Origin of the sequence: Micromonospora sp. NPDC057141, assembly GCF_042670805.1 — a bacterium.
Taxonomy (GTDB): Bacteria; Actinomycetota; Actinomycetes; order Mycobacteriales; family Micromonosporaceae; genus Micromonospora.
The window spans coordinates 1-19,272 of sequence record NZ_JBHUVA010000036.1; the positions used below are offsets into that span (position 1 = coordinate 1).

General features: G+C 73.9%; 19 protein-coding genes. 15 read left to right on the forward strand and 4 right to left on the reverse strand.

What is annotated here, in order from left to right; genetic code table 11:
- From ACFT41_RS18730 to ACFT41_RS18745, 4 genes are all read left to right on the forward strand, one after another.
- Nucleotides 1-1,508, forward strand: a 1,508-nt coding sequence (locus tag ACFT41_RS18730; RefSeq protein WP_377613933.1) for a hypothetical protein, incomplete at its 5' end; no start/stop codon positions are given.
- 154 nt (nucleotides 1,509-1,662) lie between these two features.
- Entirely contained in the window at nucleotides 1,663-2,397 is a 735-nt protein-coding gene (locus ACFT41_RS18735) for an SDR family oxidoreductase (protein ID WP_377587144.1), read from the forward strand.
- A 110-nt stretch (nucleotides 2,398-2,507) separates the two neighbouring features.
- Nucleotides 2,508-3,146 carry a TetR/AcrR family transcriptional regulator gene (locus ACFT41_RS18740; RefSeq protein ID WP_377587143.1) on the forward strand — a complete coding sequence of 213 codons (639 nt, stop codon included), beginning with the start codon at nucleotides 2,508-2,510 and terminating at the stop codon, nucleotides 3,144-3,146.
- A gap of 177 nt (nucleotides 3,147-3,323) precedes the next feature.
- Nucleotides 3,324-3,812: a MaoC family dehydratase gene (locus ACFT41_RS18745; protein WP_377587141.1), complete on the forward strand. Its 489-nt coding sequence runs from the start codon at nucleotides 3,324-3,326 to the stop codon at nucleotides 3,810-3,812.
- A gap of 28 nt (nucleotides 3,813-3,840) precedes the next feature.
- Here ACFT41_RS18745 and ACFT41_RS18750 read toward each other — a convergent pair whose 3' ends face one another.
- Genes ACFT41_RS18750 through ACFT41_RS18760 form a run of 3 tightly spaced genes read right to left on the reverse strand, consistent with a single transcriptional unit; the run spans nucleotide 3,841 to nucleotide 5,905 of the window.
- Nucleotides 3,841-4,356, reverse strand: a complete 516-nt coding sequence (locus ACFT41_RS18750; protein ID WP_377587140.1) for a flavin reductase family protein — start codon at nucleotides 4,354-4,356, stop codon at nucleotides 3,841-3,843.
- Entirely contained in the window at nucleotides 4,353-5,171 is an 819-nt protein-coding gene (locus tag ACFT41_RS18755; RefSeq protein WP_377587139.1) for a VOC family protein, read from the reverse strand. Before ACFT41_RS18755 ends, ACFT41_RS18750 begins: the two co-directional genes overlap by 4 nt.
- The gene (locus ACFT41_RS18760) at nucleotides 5,168-5,905 is read right to left on the reverse strand and encodes an enoyl-CoA hydratase/isomerase family protein (RefSeq protein WP_377587138.1); all 738 of its coding nucleotides are present in this window, start codon (nucleotides 5,903-5,905) and stop codon (nucleotides 5,168-5,170) included. Before ACFT41_RS18760 ends, ACFT41_RS18755 begins: the two co-directional genes overlap by 4 nt.
- A 192-nt stretch (nucleotides 5,906-6,097) precedes the next feature.
- Between ACFT41_RS18760 and ACFT41_RS18765 the strand changes: the two genes are divergently transcribed.
- From ACFT41_RS18765 to ACFT41_RS18815, 11 genes are read left to right on the forward strand one after another with little or no spacing between them, the layout of a single operon-like run.
- Nucleotides 6,098-7,621: an ABC transporter substrate-binding protein gene (locus tag ACFT41_RS18765; RefSeq protein ID WP_377587137.1), complete on the forward strand. Its 1,524-nt coding sequence runs from the start codon at nucleotides 6,098-6,100 to the stop codon at nucleotides 7,619-7,621.
- A 2-nt stretch (nucleotides 7,622-7,623) separates the two neighbouring features.
- Nucleotides 7,624-8,469: an ABC transporter ATP-binding protein gene (locus tag ACFT41_RS18770; RefSeq protein WP_377587135.1), complete on the forward strand. Its 846-nt coding sequence runs from the start codon at nucleotides 7,624-7,626 to the stop codon at nucleotides 8,467-8,469.
- Nucleotides 8,466-9,389 carry an ABC transporter permease gene (locus ACFT41_RS18775; RefSeq protein WP_377587134.1) on the forward strand — a complete coding sequence of 308 codons (924 nt, stop codon included), beginning with the start codon at nucleotides 8,466-8,468 and terminating at the stop codon, nucleotides 9,387-9,389. Before ACFT41_RS18770 ends, ACFT41_RS18775 begins: the two co-directional genes overlap by 4 nt.
- 5 nt (nucleotides 9,390-9,394) lie before the next feature.
- Nucleotides 9,395-10,282: an ABC transporter permease gene (locus ACFT41_RS18780; RefSeq protein ID WP_377587133.1), complete on the forward strand. Its 888-nt coding sequence runs from the start codon at nucleotides 9,395-9,397 to the stop codon at nucleotides 10,280-10,282.
- Nucleotides 10,279-11,070 (forward strand): ABC transporter ATP-binding protein, encoded by a 792-nt coding sequence (locus ACFT41_RS18785; protein WP_377587132.1) that lies wholly within the window; start codon nucleotides 10,279-10,281, stop codon nucleotides 11,068-11,070. Before ACFT41_RS18780 ends, ACFT41_RS18785 begins: the two co-directional genes overlap by 4 nt.
- Nucleotides 11,071-11,081: 11 nt before the next feature.
- On the forward strand, nucleotides 11,082-12,530 hold the full coding sequence (locus tag ACFT41_RS18790) for a zinc ribbon domain-containing protein (protein WP_377587131.1): 1,449 nt from the start codon (nucleotides 11,082-11,084) through the stop codon (nucleotides 12,528-12,530).
- Nucleotides 12,520-13,704 (forward strand): acetyl-CoA acetyltransferase, encoded by a 1,185-nt coding sequence (locus ACFT41_RS18795; protein ID WP_377587130.1) that lies wholly within the window; start codon nucleotides 12,520-12,522, stop codon nucleotides 13,702-13,704. Before ACFT41_RS18790 ends, ACFT41_RS18795 begins: the two co-directional genes overlap by 11 nt.
- Nucleotides 13,701-14,621: an SDR family NAD(P)-dependent oxidoreductase gene (locus ACFT41_RS18800; RefSeq protein WP_377587129.1), complete on the forward strand. Its 921-nt coding sequence runs from the start codon at nucleotides 13,701-13,703 to the stop codon at nucleotides 14,619-14,621. The genes ACFT41_RS18795 and ACFT41_RS18800 overlap by 4 nt, the downstream gene beginning before the upstream one ends.
- Nucleotides 14,622-14,653: 32 nt before the next feature.
- Nucleotides 14,654-15,148 carry a VOC family protein gene (locus ACFT41_RS18805; protein ID WP_377587128.1) on the forward strand — a complete coding sequence of 165 codons (495 nt, stop codon included), beginning with the start codon at nucleotides 14,654-14,656 and terminating at the stop codon, nucleotides 15,146-15,148.
- Entirely contained in the window at nucleotides 15,148-16,674 is a 1,527-nt protein-coding gene (locus ACFT41_RS18810; protein ID WP_377587127.1) for a class I adenylate-forming enzyme family protein, read from the forward strand. The genes ACFT41_RS18805 and ACFT41_RS18810 overlap by 1 nt, the downstream gene beginning before the upstream one ends.
- On the forward strand, nucleotides 16,671-18,251 hold the full coding sequence (locus ACFT41_RS18815; protein WP_377587126.1) for a class I adenylate-forming enzyme family protein: 1,581 nt from the start codon (nucleotides 16,671-16,673) through the stop codon (nucleotides 18,249-18,251). Before ACFT41_RS18810 ends, ACFT41_RS18815 begins: the two co-directional genes overlap by 4 nt.
- Nucleotides 18,252-18,255: 4 nt before the next feature.
- Here ACFT41_RS18815 and ACFT41_RS18820 read toward each other — a convergent pair whose 3' ends face one another.
- Nucleotides 18,256-19,239: an MBL fold metallo-hydrolase gene (locus ACFT41_RS18820; RefSeq protein WP_377587125.1), complete on the reverse strand. Its 984-nt coding sequence runs from the start codon at nucleotides 19,237-19,239 to the stop codon at nucleotides 18,256-18,258.
- Nucleotides 19,240-19,272: the final 33 nt, after the last annotated feature.

Sequence of the window (19,272 nt, forward strand, 5' to 3'; positions counted from 1 at the left end):
GGGCCGGACGGGCCGGCGCGACCGGCCCGGCCGCCGCCGGCAGCGGCCCGGCGAAGGCGCAGCGGGCCGCCGCCGGGGCGCTGTGGCGGGCCGCCGCCGCGGTGCTCGCCTCCGGAGTCCCGGCCGCCGGCGCGGTCGGTCAGGCCGACCTGCTGCGGGCCGCGCACGGCGCCCGGCTGGCCGGCCTGCCGCGCGCCGAAGCCGCCGCGCTGCGCCTGGTGCGCGGCCTGCGCGCGCACCGGTCCCGGCAGACCGGCCACCGGCTCGCCGACCTGGTCGAGGTGCTGCACGACCTGCTGTACGTGGCCGGTCGGCTGGTCGCCGGCGATCCCGACCCGGCGCTGGTCGGCGTGCTCCGGCGGGCCTACCAGCCGGACGGCACGTTGGAGGTGCACGGCATCTGCCGGGAGCCGGTGATCAGCGCGACCGGGTACGCCGGGGTGGTCACCCACCTGGTCGCCGCCGACGGTCGCCGGCTCTCGTTCGCCGACGTGTTGCCGGGCGGCCCGCACCGCGCCCACGACTGCGCCCACGCGGTCACCCAGATGGGCGCGGTCGCGGTGGATCACGCGGCGCTGGCCCGGGGCGGCCTGCGGATCAGCGGCACCACGGTCTCCCCGGAGGGCCGGCTCGGTGCCGGCGCGGGGGTCCGGGCCACCCCGCTCACCGGGACCGACTGGTCCACCGGCGTGCTGGGCGAGCTGTTCGCCCGTCCGCTCGCGGAGGTGGTGGCCGGGCAGCTCGCCACCGACGACCCGGCCGACCCGGGTCGGGCCGGCACGGCGCTGCTCGGTGCCGACCTGGTGGTGGTCGGCGCGGTCGGCGACCAGGTGCTGGCCCGCGAGCTGGCCCCCGGTGCGGGGGCGGACCGGGCACCGGTGCCGGACGGGCCGGTGATCCGGTTGGTGCCGGCCGACCCGCACCCCGCGCTGGCGCACGTGGCCAACCTGCGGCGGCTGGCCTCCCGGCCGGGCCTGCGGATCCGGGTGGTCGGCCGCCTGGACCCCGACCGGGCCGGCACGCTGCGCCCGCTCGCGGTCGGCGCGGTGCCCGGTGCCACCGAGACCCTGTGGCTGCCGGCGCAGTGGCACGGCCGGGCGGACCTGGGCTACGACCAGATCCAGGGCGGTCACCTGCCGCCCCGCTCGCCAGCCGGTACGGCGCAACCGGTGCCGGCCGTCGACGAGGTCGCGGAGTCCCCGCTGTGGCGGGTCCGCCGGCTGGTGGAACTGGCCGTCTCCGGTGGCCGTCGGGCGGTGGCCGAGGCGGCCCGCGACGAGGCCGCCTCGCTGGCGGGGCCGCTGCGCCGGGCCGGCTTCACCACCGCCGCCGCGCTGGCGTCGGCGCTGGTGGCGGAGTCGGACCGGCGTGGCCGGGACGCGTTCGGCCGGCTCACCGATCCCGACCCGGACCGGTACGCCTGGGCCTGGCTCATCGCGACCGCCCACCTCGCCGCCACCGAGCGGGAGCTGATCCGGTCCTCCTGGGTGGAGCCTGCGGTCGGCTGATCCACGCTTGCGGGTCCGGCCTGGATGCCGCCCCCACGGGTGCCCGGTGCGGGGGCACCCGTGGGGGCGGTGCGGGGCGCATTCTTCGTTTGATCTAATTCGATCTCTGGGGCGGCGACGCCGTCCCTGCCCCGCGAGGACCAGGAGAATCGTCATGACCGTTCCGCAGCGCGTCGCGATCGTGACCGGCGGTTCCCAGGGCATCGGCCGGCGGATCGCGCAACGCCTGGCGGCGGACGGCTTCGCGGTGGTGGTCAACTTCGCCACCGGCAAGATCGAGGCGGAGCAGGTCGTGGCGGAGATCCTCGCTGCCGGCGGTAACGCCGTCGCGGTTCCGGCCGATGTCGCCGACGAGTTGGCGGTGGCGGAACTGTTCGACGTCGCCGAGCGGACGTACGGCGGGATCGACGTCGTCGTGCACTCGGCCGGGGTGGCGTCCCACGCGCCGGTGACCGAGCTGGACCTCGCGGAGCTGGACCGGGTGCACCGCATCAACGTGCGCGGCACCTTCGTGGTGGATCAGCAGGCGGCCCGCCGGATCCGTCCCGGCGGCGCGCTCGTCAACATCTCGAGCACGACAACCCGGTTGTCCCTGCCCGGCTACGCTGCGTACGCGGCCAGCAAGGCGGCGGTGGACGCGATCACGTTGATCCTGGCCCGGGAGCTTCGCGGACGCGACGTCACCGTGAACGCGGTCGCGCCCGGCGCTACCGCCACCGCGCTGTTCCTCGCGGGCAAGGACGAGCAGACGATCGCCGCGATGGCGGCCATGTCGCCGATGGACCGGCTCGGTGACCCGGGAGACACCGCCGAGGTGGTGGCGTTCCTGGCCGGCCCGGCCCGGTGGATCAATGGTCAGGTGGTGTACGTCAACGGGGGCGCCGCCTGAACCTCGCCGCCGGCGGGCCGGCCACCCATTCCCTGCCGGCGGGCCGGCCACCCATTCCTTCCGACCGGACGGTAGCATTGTGGGGCTGCGCAGGGGATAGGAGGCCACCAATGGCACGTGCCACGTCCAACCGGCCGGAGTCGACCCGTCGCCGGCAGCGGTGGCCCGACGGCTACGACCCGGAGAACACCCGCAAGTCGTTGATCTCCAGCGCGCTGGAGCTGTTCGAGAAGCGCGGCTTCGACCGCACGTCGGTGCAGGAGATCGCCGACCGGGCCACGCTCACCAAGGGCGCCTTCTACCACCACTTCGAGAGCAAGGACGACCTGCTGCGTCACATCCAGGAGGAGTACCTGGAGGCGCAGCTCGCCGCGATCGGAAAGATCGAGGCCGGCAGCGACGACCCGAAGGTGCGGGTGGCCGAGCTGATCCGGTTCAGCCTCACCAGTGTGGCCGAATACCGGGCACATGTGACGATCTTCTACCAGGAGCGGCGCAACCTCACCGCCGACCTGTTTGCCGAGGTGACCCGCAAGCGTGGCCTGGTGGAGTCTGCCTTCGCCGGGATGATCGCCGATGGCATCGCCCGGGGGGTGTTCCGCTCCGACGTCGACCCGCGCATCGCCACGTTCGGCCTGGTCGGGATGTGCGCCTGGGCGTACCAGTGGCTCAACGTCGGCGGCCCGCTCAGCGTCGACGAGGTGGCGCGCCAGTTCAGCGCGATGGTGCTGGAGGGCCTGTCCGCCTGACCTGCGGGCCGGTTCGGCCAGCCGCCGAGAAGCTGGCGGGCCATGACGTGCGGTGCACCTGGTTGTCGCCGCCCTGTCGGCATGACATACCATCCAGTCGGAATGCAGGGGGTGCGGACCGGGGCGAGCGTCCCCGGAGCCCCTCGACCGACGAGCCGAACGGAGCGAACCGCGACCATGCGAACCGCGAAGAAGACGATCGTGCGTACCCCGAGCGACCTGCTCGACCTCGTCGGCCAGGAGTTGGGCGCCTGCGAGCCCCGGGTGGTGACGCAGGAGCAGATCGACCGGTTCGCCGACGTCACCGGCGACCACCAGTGGATCCACGTCGACGTCGAGCGGGCGCGCTCCGGGCCGTTCGGCACGACGGTCGTGCACGGGTTCCTGACCCTGGCGCTCGTCCCGCTCCTGCTCGCGGACATCCTGGAGGTGCGGGAGCACTCGATGGGGGTCAACTACGGCCTGGACCGGGTCCGCTTCATCCGACCGTTGCCGCCGGGCGTCGAGATCCAGGGCACGGCGACGCTCGTGTCGGCCCGGCGGATCCCGGCGGCGGTGGAGGGTTTGCCCGGCGGCGTGCAGGCCAAGGCGTCGGTGGTGGTGGAGTTCGCGCGGGACTCGCAGCCCTGCTGCGTGGCGGAGATCCTGTTCCGCTACCACGGCTGAGGCACCCGGTTGGGCCGCGACGGCGCGCTCACTCGGCCGGCGCGTCCGCCGGCGCGACGAACCGGCCCCGGTAGAACGACAGCGCCGGCACGCCCGTCGGCTTCAGGAGCACGTGGTCGACGTCCAGCAGGATGATCACGTGGTCGCCGCTGGTGATCACCTCGTCGCGGCGGCCGGCGAGGATCGCCGGCGTGCCGGGCAGCAACGGGACGGCGTCGGGGCCGGGCACCCAGGACACGCCGTCGAGCCGCTGCGCACCGGACAGGCCGGAGGTGGCGAACCGCCGGGCCACGTCCTCCTGGTTCTGGCTGAGGATGTGGACCGCGATGCGGTCGGCCGCCATCAGCACCGGGAAGCTCGACGAGTGGCTGGTGACGCAGAACAGCACCTTCGGCGGGCGCAGCGAGACCGAGGTGAACGAGTTCACCGTCAGCGCGGCGACCTCGCCGGTGCCGGTCACGGCGGTCACGGCGGTCACGCCGGTGGGGAAGTGCCCGCACACCTGGCGGAACTCGGCGGAGTCGAACAGGGGCTCGGCCATCATCGGTTCACCGCCGGGTCGCAGGAGTCGGGTGCGGGGCGGAGTCCGCCTTCGAGCTGGATGAGGCACAGCGTGTGCCCGCCGGGGTCCTTGATCAGGTGCAGGCGTCCGTGCGGGCTGTCGACCGGCCCGACGGTCGGCGTGCCGCCCAGGGCGCGTACCCGGTCGAGCGCGTCGTCGAGGTCGGCGACGGCGAAGTAGGTGATCCACTTCGACGGGATGAGGTTGGGCCACTCGTTGTCCAGTTCGAGGACGCCGGCGACCGGGACGTCGCCGAGCATCAGCAGCGTGTAGGGCCGGGCCGTCGGCGCGTCGCCGCGCTGCCGGGCGGTGTAGCCGAACATGGCCCGGTAGTAGGCCACCGACCGGGCGGGCTCGCCGGTGTCCAGCTCGTTCCAGCACAGCGCGCCGACCGAGTTGAGGGCCTGGACGCCGGCGCGCGACTCGCCCTGGTAGAGGCCGAAGGCGGCGCCGAAGGGGTCGACGACCGCCGCGCCGGTGCCGGCCGCGGGCAGGTAGCGCGGGGGCGTGACCAGTTCCCCGCCGAGCGCGACGGCCTGCCGCGCCGACCGCGCGACGTCGTCGACCGCGAAATAGGTGAGCCAGCCCCGGGGGCGGCCTCCGTGCAGGGCGGCGGCGTCGGAGATGCCGGCGACGTCGCGCCCGTCGACGCCGCACATCCGGTAGGTGGTGGCGCCCAGCTGCTCCGCGCGGACCGTCCAGCCGAGCAGCGAGCCGTAGAAGGCCTCGGCCCGCCCGGGGTCCGGGGTGCACAGCTCCACCCAGACGGCCTCGCCGGGCCGGAACGGCCGGCTCACCCGGACACCGCCCGTGCGGTGAGGGCGGCGACGATCGTGCGCGCCGAGACGTCGTACGCGTGGTCGGGCGCCCCGGTGGCCAGGCTCGACTCGACGACCTCGACCACCGCCCGCAGGGTGCCCTCGGGCAGGGCGAGCAGCGAGTCGACGAGGTCGTCGACCTCGCGGTCGAGGTGGGCGTCGGGGACGACGCGGGCGACCAGGCCCCAGGCGAGCAGCTGGGCGGCCGTGGCCGTCGCCGCGCCGGTCAGCAGGTGGTAGGCGTGCGGCCGGGGCAGGGCCCGGGCGATCGTGTGGCCGACACCGGCGGGGGCGAAGCCGTAGCGGGCCTCCGGCAGCGACAGCCGGGCGTCGGCGGCGGCGACCGGCAGGTGCACGGCGTCGAGCAGACCCGCGCCGAACCCGACGACCTGGCCCCGGACGGCGGCGACGACGGGCACGGGGAGCCGCCGGATCCGCTCCAGGGCCGCGTCGCTGCCGCGCAGGCGGGCGGCGACCGCCTCGCGGGTCGCGCCGGCCAGCCCGGCGAAGGACGAGGTGTCCCAGCCGCCGCAGAAGTGCCGGCCGGCCATGTCGAGGCGGATCACCACGCAGGTCTCGTCGGAGGCGGCGGCCTCCAGGGTGTCGACGAGTTCCCGCAGCGCGGCGTCGTCGACGCAGTTGCCGCGCGCGGCGTTGTCGTAGCGGACGTGCGCCACGCGGCCGTCGTGCCCATGGGCGAGGGTGATGGTCACCGCCGCATCATACATACCGGTCGGTATGAACACAACGCTGCTGTTGGGCGGGGGTTTGACACACGAACGTCACGGACGAGATACCCGCTCGACCCGTTGACTTGATACCGGCTGGTCGGTACTTTGTGGCGAACGTCACCGCCGGCCCAGGCCGAGACACGACGGGTCCATCGCCTCTGAAGGACGCCCATGATGATCACGAAATCCCTGCGCTCCCGGCGGCCCCTCGCGCTGGCCGCCGCCCTTGCCGTCGCGAGCGCCAGCCTCACCGCGTGCGGCGGGTCCGACTCCGAGGACGCCGGGCCGGCCGGCGCGGCGACCATCCGGGCGCTGCTCGCCGCCCAGCCGGCGACCCTCGACCCGATCGTCGGCGCGCGCTCCGCCCAGATCGTCTGGGCGACGATGCTCGAGCCCCTGATCGACACCGACGACAGCCTCGCCCCGACCGACACGGGCCTGGTCACGGCCTGGACGCGCACCGACGCGACGACCTGGACCTTCAAGGTCCGGCCCGACATCGCCTTCAGCAACGGCGAGAAGGCGGACGCGGCGGCCGTGGCGAACACCATCACGCTCACCCGCGACGCCGCCGCGTCCCAGCTGAAGTCCTACTTCACCAACGTCACCGCGATCGAGGCGCCCGACGCCACCACCGTCGTGGTGAAGACGAAGACCCCGCAGTACAACGTCCCCGACCTGCTCACCACGGTCTACCTGGTGCCGCCGAAGTACTACCAGGAGAAGGGCTCGGAGGGCTTCGCCGCCGCCCCCGTCGGCACCGGCCCGTACGTGTGGTCGGGCGCGAACGCCGGCCGCGACATCTCGGTCAAGAAGAACCCCGCCTACTGGGGCACGAAGGCCACCAACGACGGCATCACCTTCACCTGGGCCAACGAGGCCGCGCAGCGCCTCGCGCTGATCCAGAGCAAGAGCGTCGACATCTCCTTCGACCTGCCGCCCGCGCAGGCGAGCGCGGCCAAGAGCGCCGGCGTCACCGTGGTGAGCACCGAGACCGCCATGAAGATCATCGCGTTCCTCGACTCGACGAAGGCCCCCTTCGACGACCCGAAGCTGCGCGAGGCCGCCGCCCTGGCCATCGACCGCGACGCGATCGTCAAGGGCATCTTCGACGGCCAGGCCGTCGCCGACGCCGGCCTGCTCAACGTCAGGCCGGGGCAGCAGCCGGCGCAGAGCGTGACCGCCGACGCCGCCCGGGCCAAGGAACTCGTCGGCTCCGCCGCCCCGGCCGTGCAGATCAGCTACCCGGCGGCCCAGTACACCAACATCGAGGAGGTCGCCCAGGCCGTCGGCGGCAGCCTCGAACAGGCCGGCTTCAAGGTGACCTACGTCCCGCTCGACTACGGCACCCTCGTCAAGCGGATCATCGGCCGCCAGGTGCCCGGCATCTCGATCTTCGCCGGGGTGCCGAACGTCGCGGTGCCGGACTACTTCGTCAGCGGCTTCATGAAGACCAAGTCGATCACCGGCAACTGCCCCGACCCGAAGATCGACGAGCTCGCCCAGCAGGCACTGGAGCAGGACGGCGCCGAGCAGGCCGCCCCGATCTACGACCAGCTCAACACGATCGGCGTGGTGGACAGGCACTGCTACGTGCCGCTGTACCGGCAGGTGTTCAACTACGCGACCGGCCCCGGCGTCTCCGGCGTGGTGTTCGGCCCCCTGAACACCGTGGACTTCACGAAGACGACCCGCTGACGATGACCGAGGCAGTGCGCAGGGGGGTGTCGGGCGAGGTCGCCCGGCACCCCCGCACCCCGGAGACGGACACCCCCGTGCTGGTGGTCGACGACCTCGTCGTCGAGCACCGCGACCGGAGCACCGGCCAGGTCTTCCGCGCCGTCGACCACGTGTCGCTGCGCATCGGCGCCGGCGAGAGCGTCGCCGTCGTCGGCGAGTCCGGCTCCGGCAAGACGACGCTCGCGATGGCCGCGACCGCGCTGGGACCGCGCGGCGAGGGCGACATCCGGCTGCTCGGCCACTCCCTGTCGGAGATCGGCCGTACGCGGCTGCGCCGGCTGCGGCCCGAGGTGCAGGTCGTCCTCCAGGACCCGCACGGCTCCCTCGACCCCCGGCAGTCCGTGCGGTCCGGGCTGCGGGAGCTGCGCACCCTGCAACCCGAGCGCACCTCCTGGATCGGCGACGCCGACCTGCTCGGCAGCGTCCGGCTCGCCCCCGAGCTGCTCGACCGCTACCCGCACCAGCTCTCCGGCGGCCAGGCCCAGCGGGTCTGCATCGCCCGCGCGCTGCTCATGCGCCCGCGCCTCATCGTCGCCGACGAGCCGACCTCCGGCCTCGACGTCTCCGTCCAGGCCGACGTGCTGGCCCTGCTCCGGCAGATCCGCGCCAGCACCGGCGCGGCGCTGCTGATGATCAGCCACGATCTCGCCGTCGTCCGCTCGCTCTGTGACGTCGTGCACGTGATGTACCGCGGCCGGGTCGTCGAGTCGGGGCCCTGCGAGACGGTCTTCGTCACCCCCGAGAACGACTACACCCGCGAGCTGCTCGCCGCCATGCCCGGAGCGCGCTGGAGGTCCCGCCGATGAAGGCCAGCACCGTCCGCCGGGTCGGCAGCCGGCTCGCGTCACTGTTCGCGTCGCTGCTGATCGCCCTCAGCCTCGCGTTCCTGCTGGGCCGCCTCTCCGGCGACCCCACCGCCACCATTCTCGGGCCGATGGCACCACCGGAGCAGCGCGAGGCGCTGCGCCACGAGCTGGGACTCGACCTGCCCCTGGTCGTGCAGTACCTCGACTACCTGCGGGGCGTCCTCACCGGCGACCTCGGCCAGTCGCTGCAGTTCTACCAGTCGAACACGTCGATGATCGCCGACCGGCTGCCGTACACGCTGCAACTGGTCGCCGCCGGCATGGCCCTCGCCGTCGGCGTCGGTGTCCCCCTCGGCGTGCTCGCGGCGACCCGGGAGGGCACCTGGTGGGACCGGGCCGCCTCCACCCTCGCCCTGCTCGGGCAGTCCGTGCCTGTCTTCTGGTTCGGCATGATGCTCGTGGTGCTGTTCGCCGTGCAGCTCGGCTGGCTGCCCGCCGGACAGTCAGGCACCCCGAAGCACCTGATCCTGCCCGCCCTCACCATGTCGGTCTACCCGATGGCGCACATCGCCCGGCTCACCCGCGCCTCGATGAGCGAGGCCCTCGCCGAGCCCTACGTCGACTCGGCCCGCGCCCGAGGGCTCGGCAACCGGCGGGTCGTGTGGCGGCACGCGTTCACCAACGCGATGATGCCGATCCTGACGATCGTCGTGCTCCAGACCGGCATCCTGCTCTCGGGCGCGGTCGCCGTCGAGTACGTCTATTCCTGGCCGGGCCTCGGGCAGCTCGCGCTCCAGGCCATCCAGTTCCGCGACTTCCCGCTCGTGCAGGCGATCGTCGTCTTCGGTGCGCTGGTCTTCGTCCTGCTCAACCTGGTCGTCGACGTCCTGCACTCGATCGTCGACCCGAGGGTGAGGTGAACGTCGTGAGCCAACTCGAACTCGACCCGACCGCCGCGGGGACACCGCCCAGGCGGCCCGGCCGGCGCGCGCGTACCTCCGTGTTCTGGCTGTCCCTGCCGCTGGCCGTCGTCTCCGTCGCGGTGTTCGTGCTGCCACTGACCGGGCTGCTCCCGGCGGCCGGCCAGGACCTGGCCGCGACCCGGCAGCCGCCGGGATTCCTGCCCGGCGGCACCTGGGCCCATCCCCTCGGCACCGACAAGCTCGGCCAGGACGTGCTCACCCAGTTCGTCACGGCCGGCCGCCTGACGATCGTCATCGGTCTGGTCGGCGCGCTCGTCGCCATCGGCCCCGGCACGCTGCTCGGCGTGCTCGCCGGATACTTCCGGGGCTGGGTCGACCGGGTCGTCTCGGTCCTCGTCGACGCCCAGCTGGCCCTGCCGTTCATCCTGGTCGCCCTCGCGATCATCGCGAACCGGGGCAGCTCGCTGCCGGTGCTGTTCCTGGTGCTGGCGTTCACCGGCTGGGCCGTGTGCGCCCGCGTCACCCGCTCGGCGACCATGGCGATCCGGGAACGCCAGTTCGTGTTCGGCCTGCGCGCGGCCGGCGCGTCGGAACCCCGGATCGTCCTGCGGCACATCCTGCCCAACCTCGCCGGCACGACCGTCGCGCTCGGCACCCTCCAGGTCGGCACGGCGATCCTGGTCGAGAGCGCGCTGAGCTTCCTCGGCCTGGGCGTGGTGCCGCCGATGAACAGCTGGGGCTCGATGCTGGCGTCCGGCCAGGACGAGCTGAGCCAGGCCTGGTGGATCGCCTTCTTCCCCGGGCTCGCCATCACGCTGCTGGTGCTGCTGGTGAACCTGCTCGGCGACGCGCTGCTCACCCACCACGACCCCCGGAAGGCGCGCCGATGAGCGCACTGCTGAAGGCCGACGGCCTCGCCGTCACCGCCCGGCTCGCGGCCGGCGACCTGCGCCTGCTCGACGACGTCGACCTGGAGATCCGCCGTGGCCAGATCGTCGGCGTCGTCGGGGAGTCCGGCAGCGGCAAGACCACCCTCGCCCGCTGCGTCGTCGGGCTGCTCGACCGCAACGTCCGCGTCGAGCGCGGCTCCGTCGCGCTGGCCGGCGACGTGGTGGTGGCACCCGGCGTCGACCGCACCGACCGGGTGCGCGGCAGCGCCGTCGGCATGGTCTTCCAGGACACGTCGCGGTCGCTGAACCCGCTGATGCGGGTACGCACCCAGCTCGCCGAGGTGCTGCGCCGGCACGTCCGCGCCATCACCCGGGACGAGGTGCGGCGGCGCTCGGTGGAGGTGCTGGAGCAGATGCGCATCGCCGACCCGGCCCGCGTGCTCGACAGCTACCCCCACCAGCTCTCCGGCGGGCTGCGCCAGCGGGTCGCCATCGCCCTTGCCGTCGTCACCCGCCCCGCCCTGGTGATCGCCGACGAGTGCACCACCGCCCTGGACGTCACGACGCAGACCAAGGTCGTCGCCCTGTTCCGCACCCTGGTCGACGAGCTCGGCATCGGCCTGCTGTTCGTCACCCACGACCTGATGCTGGCCAGCGACCTCTGCGACCGGGTCGCGGTGATGAGCGGCGGGCGGGTCGTCGAGGAGGGGGAGACCACGCGCGTGCTGGACCGGCCGCAACAGGAGTACACGCAGCGGCTCCTCGCCGCCCTCCCCTCATGGAGCTGAAGGAGAACCGCGTGGAGCCGAAGGAGAACCCGCCACCCATGCCCGAGCAGCCCGGCATCGACGCCTACGCGGCCCACCTCCCGGCGTACGCGCTCGACGACAACCGACTCGACGCCACCGGGCCGCCCCGCCCCGGCGGCCCGGTCCGCAGCGTCGCCGCGTTCGACGAGGACACCGTCACGATGGCCGTCGAGGCGTTGCGGCACGTCGCCGCCGCCACCCCCGCCGGCCGGCAGCTGCTGTTCGCCACCACCAACGCCCCGTACGACGCGAAGACCTCCGCCGGGGTGGTGCACGAGGCCCTCGGGCTCGACTCGGCGGTCGCCGCGGTCGACCTGCGCGGACACCGCAGCGGCGCCACCGCCCTCGACCTCGTCGTCCGGGCCGGCGCCACCGCCGCCCTCGCCGACCTGCGCACCACCCGCCCCGGTGCGCCCGACGAGCTGGCCCAGGGCGACGCCGCCGTCGGGTTCGTCGGCGGCGGCCACGCCGCCGCCGTGCTCCTGGCCCGCGCCGGCCGCACCGCCGAGGTCCTGGAGCGCTGGCGGCTGCCCGGGGAGCGGCACGACCGGGTCTGGGACGAGCGGTTCACCGCCGAGATCCTCGTCGCGGCCGGCCTCGACGCGGCCCGCCACGCCCTGGCCGAGTCGTCCCTCGACGCCGTCGACCAGGTCGTCGTGTCGTCGTCGAATCCGCGCGCGGCGGCGGCGCTGCGCCGGGCGCTGGGCGGTGACGGGCGGGACGCGACGATCGAACGGGCCACCGGCTTCACCGGTGCCGCCCACCCGGGACTGCTGCTCGCCGCCGCGCTCGACGAGGCGCGGCCCGGCCACACGATCCTGCTGCTGTCGGCCACCGAGGGCGCCGACGCGTTCGTCTTCGCCGCCGGCGACGGGGTGCGGGCGGCGTGCGGCGGGCCGTCCGTGCGCGCGCAGCTCGCCGCGCGGCAGCCCGTCGGCTACGGCCGGTACCTGCGCTGGCGCGGGCTGCTGGACGTGCAGGGCCCCGCCCGCCCGGCCGCCCCCGCCCCCGCGGCCCCGCCGATGCGCCGCCGCGCCGGCTGGAAGTACCGGCTGGAGGGCAGCCGCTGCGGCGCCTGCGGCGCGGTCACCACGCCACCCGGCCGGGTCTGCGCCGCCTGCGGCATCGCCGGTGCGCCCGACGCGACCGGGAAGGTCTCGCTGCGCGACCGCACCGCCCGGGTCGTGTCGGTGACCCGGGACCACCTGACGACCATGCCGGAGCCGGAGGTCGCGGTCGTCGTCGCCGACGTCGACGGCGGCGGCCGGCTCAGCGCGTACGCGACCGACGTCGCGCCCGCCGACGTGACGGTGGGGATGGCGATGACGCCGACCTTCCGGCGGCTGTGGACCACCGACGCGATCCACAACTACTTCTGGAAGCTCCGCCCGGCACCTCGGGACGCCCCGCCCGGAAAGGACACCACCGATGGCCAGTAGGCGCACGGTCAACGACGTCGCGATCGTCGCGATGGGCTGCACCCCGTTCCGGGACCACTGGCAGTCCTCGGCCGACGACCTGCTCGTCGACGCCGTACGGGAGTGCGTCGGGTCGCTGCCAGCCGTCACCCTCGACGACGTCGACGCGTTCTGGGTCGGCACGCAGGGCTCGGGCCTGTCCGGGCAGACCCTCGCCCGGCCGCTGCGGCTGACCGGCAAGCCCGTCACCCGCGTCGAGAACTACTGCGCCACCGGCTCCGAGGCGTTCCGCAACGCGGCGTACGCCGTCGCGTCCGGCGCGTACGACATGGTCATGGCGACCGGGGTGGAGAAGCTGAAGGACTCCTCCCACTCGGGGCTGTCCGCCGTCTACCCGCCCGCCGACGGCACCGACGTCGATTGGACCGCCCCGGCCGGGTTCTCCCTGCTCGTGCCCGCCTACCAGCGGGCGTACGGGGTGGACGCGCGCGGCATGCGCGACGCGCTGACCAGGGTCGCCGTGAAGAACCACGCCAACGGCGCGCGCAACGAACGCGCCCAGTTCCGCAAGGCGGTGACCGCCGAGACGGTGGAGAACTCCCCGCGCGTGGCCGGGCCGCTGGGCGTCCTGGACTGCTCGGGCGTCTCCGACGGGGCCGCCGCCGCGATCCTCGTGCGCGCCGAGGACGCCCACCGGTACACCGACCGGCCGGTCTACCTGCGGGGGATGGGTTTCGTCGCCGGGTCGGGGGCCGGGCTGGCCACCGACGGCTACGACTTCACCACGTTTCCGGAGGTGGTCGCGGCGGCGGGGCAGGCCTACGAGCAGGCCGGCGTCACGGACCCGGCGACGCAGATATCCCTGGCCGAGGTGCACGACTGCTTCACACCGACGGAGGTGGTGCTCATGGAGGACCTCGGGTTCTCGGCACGGGGCAGGGCCTGGCGCGACATCCTCGACGGCCGCTACGACCTCGACGGGGCGCTGCCGGTCAACACCGACGGCGGCCTCAAGTCGTTCGGCCACCCGATCGGCGCGACCGGGCTGCGGATGATGTTCGAGTGCTTCACGCAGCTGCGCGGCGAGGCCGGCAGCCGGCAGGTGCCCGACGCCCGGCTGGCGCTCGCGCAGAACCTCGGCGGGCAGCCGGGCTCCTGCGTCGCGTTCGTGGCGGTCCTCGGGAACGAGCGATGAGCCCCCGGGTCACCCTCGACGGCCGGGTCGTCGTCGTCACCGGGGCCGGCAACGGCATCGGCCGGGCCCACGCACTTTCCCTCGCCGAGCGGGGCGCGGCGGTGGTCGTCAACGACCTCGGCGGCGCCGTCGACGGCTCGGGCGCCTCGGGCGCGGCCGAGCGGGTCGTCGCCGAGATCCGCGCGGCCGGCGGCGCCGCCGTCGCGTCGACCGACTCCGTGGCGACCGCCGAGGGCGGCGCGCGCCTCGTGCGGTGCGCCGTCGACGCCTACGGCCACCTCGACGCCGTCATCCACAACGCCGGCATCCTGCGGGACCGGACGCTGGCCAAGATGGGCGACGAGGACGTCACCGCCGTGCTCGACGTGCACCTCGCCGGCGCGTTCCACGTGCTGCGGCCCGCCTGGCCGCACCTGGTCGAGCGCGGCTACGGCCGGATCGTGCTGACCAGCTCGTCGTCCGGGCTGTTCGGCAACTTCGGCCAGGCCAACTACGGCGCGGCGAAGACCGGCCTGATCGGCCTGATGAACGTCCTCGCGCTGGAGGGCGCCCGGCACGGCATCCTGGTCAACGCGATCGCGCCCACCGCGGCGACCCGGATGACCGAGAACCTGCTCGGCGACCTGACCGACCGGTTCGACCCGCGGCACGTCGCGGCGGTGGCGACCTACCTCGCGTCCGAGCGGTGCCGGATCAACCGGCACATCCTCACCGTCGGCGGCGGCCGGGTCGGCCGGATCTTCCTCGGCGTCACCCCCGGCTGGTACGGCGGGCCGGAGCCGGCCACCCCCGACGACATCGACGGGTCCATCGACGACATCTGCCGGCTCGACGACTTCGTCGTGCCCGACAGCGGCGCCGACGAGGTCACGCTGATCCAGCGGGTCCTGGGCGGGCCGACCGGACCGGCCGCCTGAGCCGGCGCGGACAACCCAGAAAGCGAGGCACCATGCCGGTCAGCGAAGTGCACCACGTGGCCATGACCGTCTCCGACGTCGACCGGGCCGCGGACTTCTACGAGCGGGCCCTCGGCTACCGCCGGACGCTGCGCACCGACGTCGGCGGGCCCGGGATCGAGGTGTCGCTGGGCCTGCCCACCGGCACCACCGGGAAGGTCCAGTATCTCCAGGGGCCCAGCCGGATCGGCCAGCTCGAACTCATCGAGTGGAACGGCGCCCCCACCCGGACGGCGACCGGCGGCCATCTGGAGCTGGGACCCTTCCTGCTCAGCTTCGAGGTGCCGCTCGACGAGATGGACGAGCTGCACCGGCGGCTGACCGAGCTGGGCGCGGAGTGCCTGACCGCCCCGGACCGGGTGCTGCTGGAGAACTACGGCCACATCACCGCGTTCGCGGCCCGCGACCTCGACGGCAACCTGCTGGAGTTCGTGTCGTTGCCGTCCCGGGAGGAGATCCTGGCGCGGCGGCGGGACGGCGGTCACTGATGGCCGGCAGCAACGTCACCGAGCACCTGCGCCGGCAGGCGCTGCGCCGCGCCGACCGGGAGGCCCTCGTCGACGGGTCGGCCCGCTGGACGTACGCCGAACTCGACGCCGACGTCGACCGGCACGCGGCGGCGCTGCTGGCCGCCGGCATCACCGCCGACGACCTGGTCGGCGTGCTGGGGCGCAACACCGGCACGTACGTGATCGAGCTGCTCGCGCTGAGCCGGATCGGCGCGATCTCGGTGCCGCTGAACTGGCGGCTGCACGCCACCGAGCAGGCGTACGTCCTGGACCAGGCCGGCGTCACCGGCCTGCTCTACGACGACGACTTCGCCGACGCCGCCGCCCGGCTGGTGACCGCGACCGGGCTACGGACCCTCGTCGCCAACGGCGAACGGGCCGTCGGTGGCGCGCGGCGGCTGGCCGACCTGCTCGCCGGGCAGCCGGCCGGCGTCCGGGTCGCCGACGCCGAAAAGGGGCCCGCCGACGTGCACCGGCTGCTCTACACCTCGGGCACCACCGCGCGGCCCAAGGGGGTCGTGCACACCTACGGCAACCTCACCGCGAACCACCTCGCGCAGGTCCTCGAACTGGACCTGACCAGCGCCGACCGGATCCTCGTCTCCGCGCCGCTGTTCCACGTCAGCGGGCTGGAGGCGCCGGGCCTGGCGACGTTCGTGGCGGGCGCGACGATGGTGCTCACGCCGACGTTCAAGGCGGCGGACGTCGCCCGGATCGCCGCCGCCGAACGCGTCACCGGCATGGTGCTCGCCGCGCAGATCCTCTTCGGCGTGCTCGACCTGCCCGACCCGCCGGACCTGCACGCGCTGCGCTACCTGCTCTTCGCCGGGGTCGCGCCGAGCGTGCGGCGGGAGGTGAAGCGCCGCCTGCCGCACGTGCGCCTCGTCGACACGTTCGGCATGACCGAGCTGTGCAACGGCGTCTGCTATATGGACGCCGCCCACGAGGAGTCGAAGCTGGGCGCCCTCGGCGCGCCGTTCCCCGGCGTGCAGATCCGGATCGTCGACGACCACTTCCGGCCGGTCGCCCCCGGCGTGGCGGGGGAGATCGTCGTGCGCGGCGAGAAGGTGTCCCCCGGCTACTGGAACGACGACGAGGCCAACCGGCGTACCCGCCGCGACGGCTGGTTCCGCACCGGCGACGTCGGGCGGATCGACGCCGACGGCTACCTGTGGTTCGTGGACCGCCGCACCGACCTGATCAAGTCCGGCGGGGAGAACATCGCCAGCGCCGAGATCGAACGGGTCCTCGCCCGGCACCCCGACGTCGCCGAGGTCGCGGTCGTCGGCGTCCCGGACCCGACGTGGGACGAGGTGCCGAAGGCGTTCGTCGTCCTGCGCGACGGCGCGGCCACCATCGCCGGGGACCTGCGCGAGCACTGCCGGGCCGAACTCGCCCGGTTCAAGGTCCCGAAGTACGTCGAGATCGTGGGCGCCCTGCCGCGCAACGACTCCGGCAAGGTGCTGAAGAAGCTGTTGCGCGAGAGCCCGACGGTGGCCGGGTGAGCACCGCGAACATCGCCGCGATGCTGGCCGGCAACGCCCTGCGCTTCGGCGACGCCGACGCGCTGGTCTTCGAGGGCCGCCGGTGGACCCACCGGCAGCTCGACGTCGACGTCAACGCCCTGGCCGCCGGCCTGGCGGCCGAGGGGGTACGCCGGGACAGCCGGGTGGCGATCGTGGCGAACAACGTGCCGGAGTTCCTCATCCTGTCCCTGGCGCTGGCGAAGCTCGGCGCGGTCTTCGTGCCGCTGAACTACCGGCTCACGCCGGGGGAGCTGGCGCGACTGCTGAGGCACGCGCGGGTCCAGGCGGTCGCGACCGTCCCGGAGTTCGCCGCGCTGACGGAGGCCGCGCTCGCCGACGCCGAGCCGGCCGACGCCGGGGTTGCCGGCCTGGCGGGCGTACGCCGGTTGGCCCTCGAACCGATCGGCGACGGCTGGCTCGACCTGCGGGCGCTGATCGACTCCCACCGGGGGGCCCGGGTCGCCGACGCCGAGCTGGACGACGCGGCGCTGCAACGGATCGTCTACACCTCCGGCACGACCAGCCTGCCCAAGGGCGTGCTGCTCACCCACGGCAACGTGAACATGAACATGCACGCCCAGATCGTGGAGCTGGGGCTGCGCCCGGGCGACCGGATCCTCAACTTCGCCCCGCTCTACCACGTGGGCGGCACCGACCTGCCCGGCTACGGCATCTGGCACGTCGGCGGCTCGATGGTGCTGCTGCGGCGGTTCGAGCCGGCGGCCGTGCTGCGGGCGATCGAGGCGGAGCGGATCACCGGCATGGTGATGGCGGCGACGATGCTCGACATGCTCCGCCGCTCCACGGGCGTCGAGGCCGACCTGTCGTCGGTGCGGTGGGTCATCTACTCGCAGGTGACGTCGGCGTTGTTCGCCGTGGCGCGGGAACTGTTGCCGAACGCGCGCCTGATCGAGGGCTACGGCCTCACCGAGACGTGCAGCGGGCTGACCTACCTCGACGCCGCGCACCAGGAGGCCAAGCAGGGCTCGGTGGGCCTGCCGGTGCCGTGGGTCCAGGTCCGGGTGGTCGCCCCGGACGGCCGCGACGTGCCGGCCGGCGAGAACGGCGAGGTCGTCGCGCGGGGGCCGAAGGTGAGCCCGGGCTACCTCGACGACCCGTCGGCGACGCGGGCCGCGTTCCGCGACGGCTGGTTCCACACCGGCGACGTCGGCTGCCTCGACGCCGACGGCTACCTCTACATCCGGGACCGGCTCAAGGACATGATCCGTAGCGGCGGGGAGAACATCGCCAGCGCCGAGATCGAGAACGTGCTCGCCGGTCACCCGCTCGTGCTGGCCGCGTCGGTGGTGGGGGCCCCGCACCCGGTGTGGGTGGAGGTGCCGGTGGCGTTCGTCGTCGGCCGGCCGGGACTGGCGGCCGAGGCGCTGATCGGGTACGCCCGGCAGCGGCTCGGCCGGTTCAAGGTGCCGAAGGAGGTCTACCTGGTGGCGGAGCTCCCGACGAACCCGTCGGGGAAGGTCCTCAAACGGACCCTGCGGGAGCTGCGATCCGGGCTGCGGCCGGACTGGACGTACGCCGAGCCGGGGCGCGACTGACGTCCTATCGGGCGGGATCGGTCGCGTGGCGCAGCAGGGCGAGGGTGTGCATCAGGGAGAAGCGCCGGGTGCCCCGGCCGAGGGCGTCCCACGGCTTCTTCCACGGCATCCGCCGTGCCAGGGTCCACGTGTCGGCGCCGTCGCGCGCCAGCTCCCGGGCGAGGTCGACCTCGCCCCGATGGAAGGCCGTCAGCTCGTCGGCGCGTTGCGCCACGTCCCGGTAGGGGAACTGGTGGGCGGGGCAGGCGATGGTGGCGCCGAGGTCGCGGATGCGTCCGAGGGAGCGGAACAGGTCGCCGGCCGGGTCGTCGTCGGGCCGGCTCACGATCGCGAGCTGGGTCGGCCCCTCCGCCATCATCGTGTCGCCGGTGAAGAGCAGGCCACGGGTGTCGAGGTAGACCGTGTGCCCGTAGGTGTGCCCGGGGGCGGGCACGGCGTGGATGGTCACGTCGCCGAGGCGGAACTCGGTGTCCCCGTCCAGGGCGACGTCGAGCCGCAGCGTCTCGTGGTGCTCGGCGACCGCGACGGCGTCGGCGTACATGCCGTCGGCGACGTCGGGCGGTGCGCCGGTCAGGTCGAGGGCGGCGCGCAGCTGGGCGAGGAAGGTACCGCGCGTGCGGTGCGCGGTGGCGAAGTCGTCGGCGCGTCCCATGACGACCCGCGCCCCGGAGGCCTCCCGCAGGCGGGCGGCGAAGCCGATGTGGTCGGGGTGGTTGTGGGTGAGGAACACTGTCGAGATGGCATCGATGCGGTGGCCGACGGACTCGACCGACCGCTGGAACGACGTCCAGCAGCTCGGGTGATCGTAGCCGGCGTCGACGAGGATCGGGCCGTCGGCGGTGTCGACCAGGTAGACGGTGACGTAGCGCAGGGCGCTGCCGTGCAGGGGGATCGGGATGCCCCAGACGCCGTCGACGACCTGGGTGGGGGCCGGCACCTGGCGGGCGCGGTAGCTGGCGGCGTGTGCGTCGCTCACGGGTATGGACATCGTCGGGCGGCTCCCTTACTGTGTGACAACAAC

What these genes read in the sequence shown, in the direction of transcription:
- ACFT41_RS18735 (WP_377587144.1), top strand. Translation starts at nt 1,663, where the DNA reads ATGACCGTTCCGCAGCGCGTCGCGATCGTGACCGGCGGTTCCCAGGGC.
- ACFT41_RS18740 (WP_377587143.1), top strand. Translation starts at nt 2,508, where the DNA reads ATGGCACGTGCCACGTCCAACCGGCCGGAGTCGACCCGTCGCCGGCAG.
- ACFT41_RS18745 (WP_377587141.1), top strand. Translation starts at nt 3,324, where the DNA reads ATGCGAACCGCGAAGAAGACGATCGTGCGTACCCCGAGCGACCTGCTC.
- ACFT41_RS18750 (WP_377587140.1), bottom strand. Translation starts at nt 4,356, where the DNA reads ATGATGGCCGAGCCCCTGTTCGACTCCGCCGAGTTCCGCCAGGTGTGC.
- ACFT41_RS18765 (WP_377587137.1), top strand. Translation starts at nt 6,098, where the DNA reads ATGATCACGAAATCCCTGCGCTCCCGGCGGCCCCTCGCGCTGGCCGCC.
- ACFT41_RS18770 (WP_377587135.1), top strand. Translation starts at nt 7,624, where the DNA reads ATGACCGAGGCAGTGCGCAGGGGGGTGTCGGGCGAGGTCGCCCGGCAC.
- ACFT41_RS18775 (WP_377587134.1), top strand. Translation starts at nt 8,466, where the DNA reads ATGAAGGCCAGCACCGTCCGCCGGGTCGGCAGCCGGCTCGCGTCACTG.
- ACFT41_RS18785 (WP_377587132.1), top strand. Translation starts at nt 10,279, where the DNA reads ATGAGCGCACTGCTGAAGGCCGACGGCCTCGCCGTCACCGCCCGGCTC.
- ACFT41_RS18795 (WP_377587130.1), top strand. Translation starts at nt 12,520, where the DNA reads ATGGCCAGTAGGCGCACGGTCAACGACGTCGCGATCGTCGCGATGGGC.
- ACFT41_RS18800 (WP_377587129.1), top strand. Translation starts at nt 13,701, where the DNA reads ATGAGCCCCCGGGTCACCCTCGACGGCCGGGTCGTCGTCGTCACCGGG.
- ACFT41_RS18805 (WP_377587128.1), top strand. Translation starts at nt 14,654, where the DNA reads ATGCCGGTCAGCGAAGTGCACCACGTGGCCATGACCGTCTCCGACGTC.
- ACFT41_RS18810 (WP_377587127.1), top strand. Translation starts at nt 15,148, where the DNA reads ATGGCCGGCAGCAACGTCACCGAGCACCTGCGCCGGCAGGCGCTGCGC.
- ACFT41_RS18820 (WP_377587125.1), bottom strand. Translation starts at nt 19,239, where the DNA reads ATGTCCATACCCGTGAGCGACGCACACGCCGCCAGCTACCGCGCCCGC.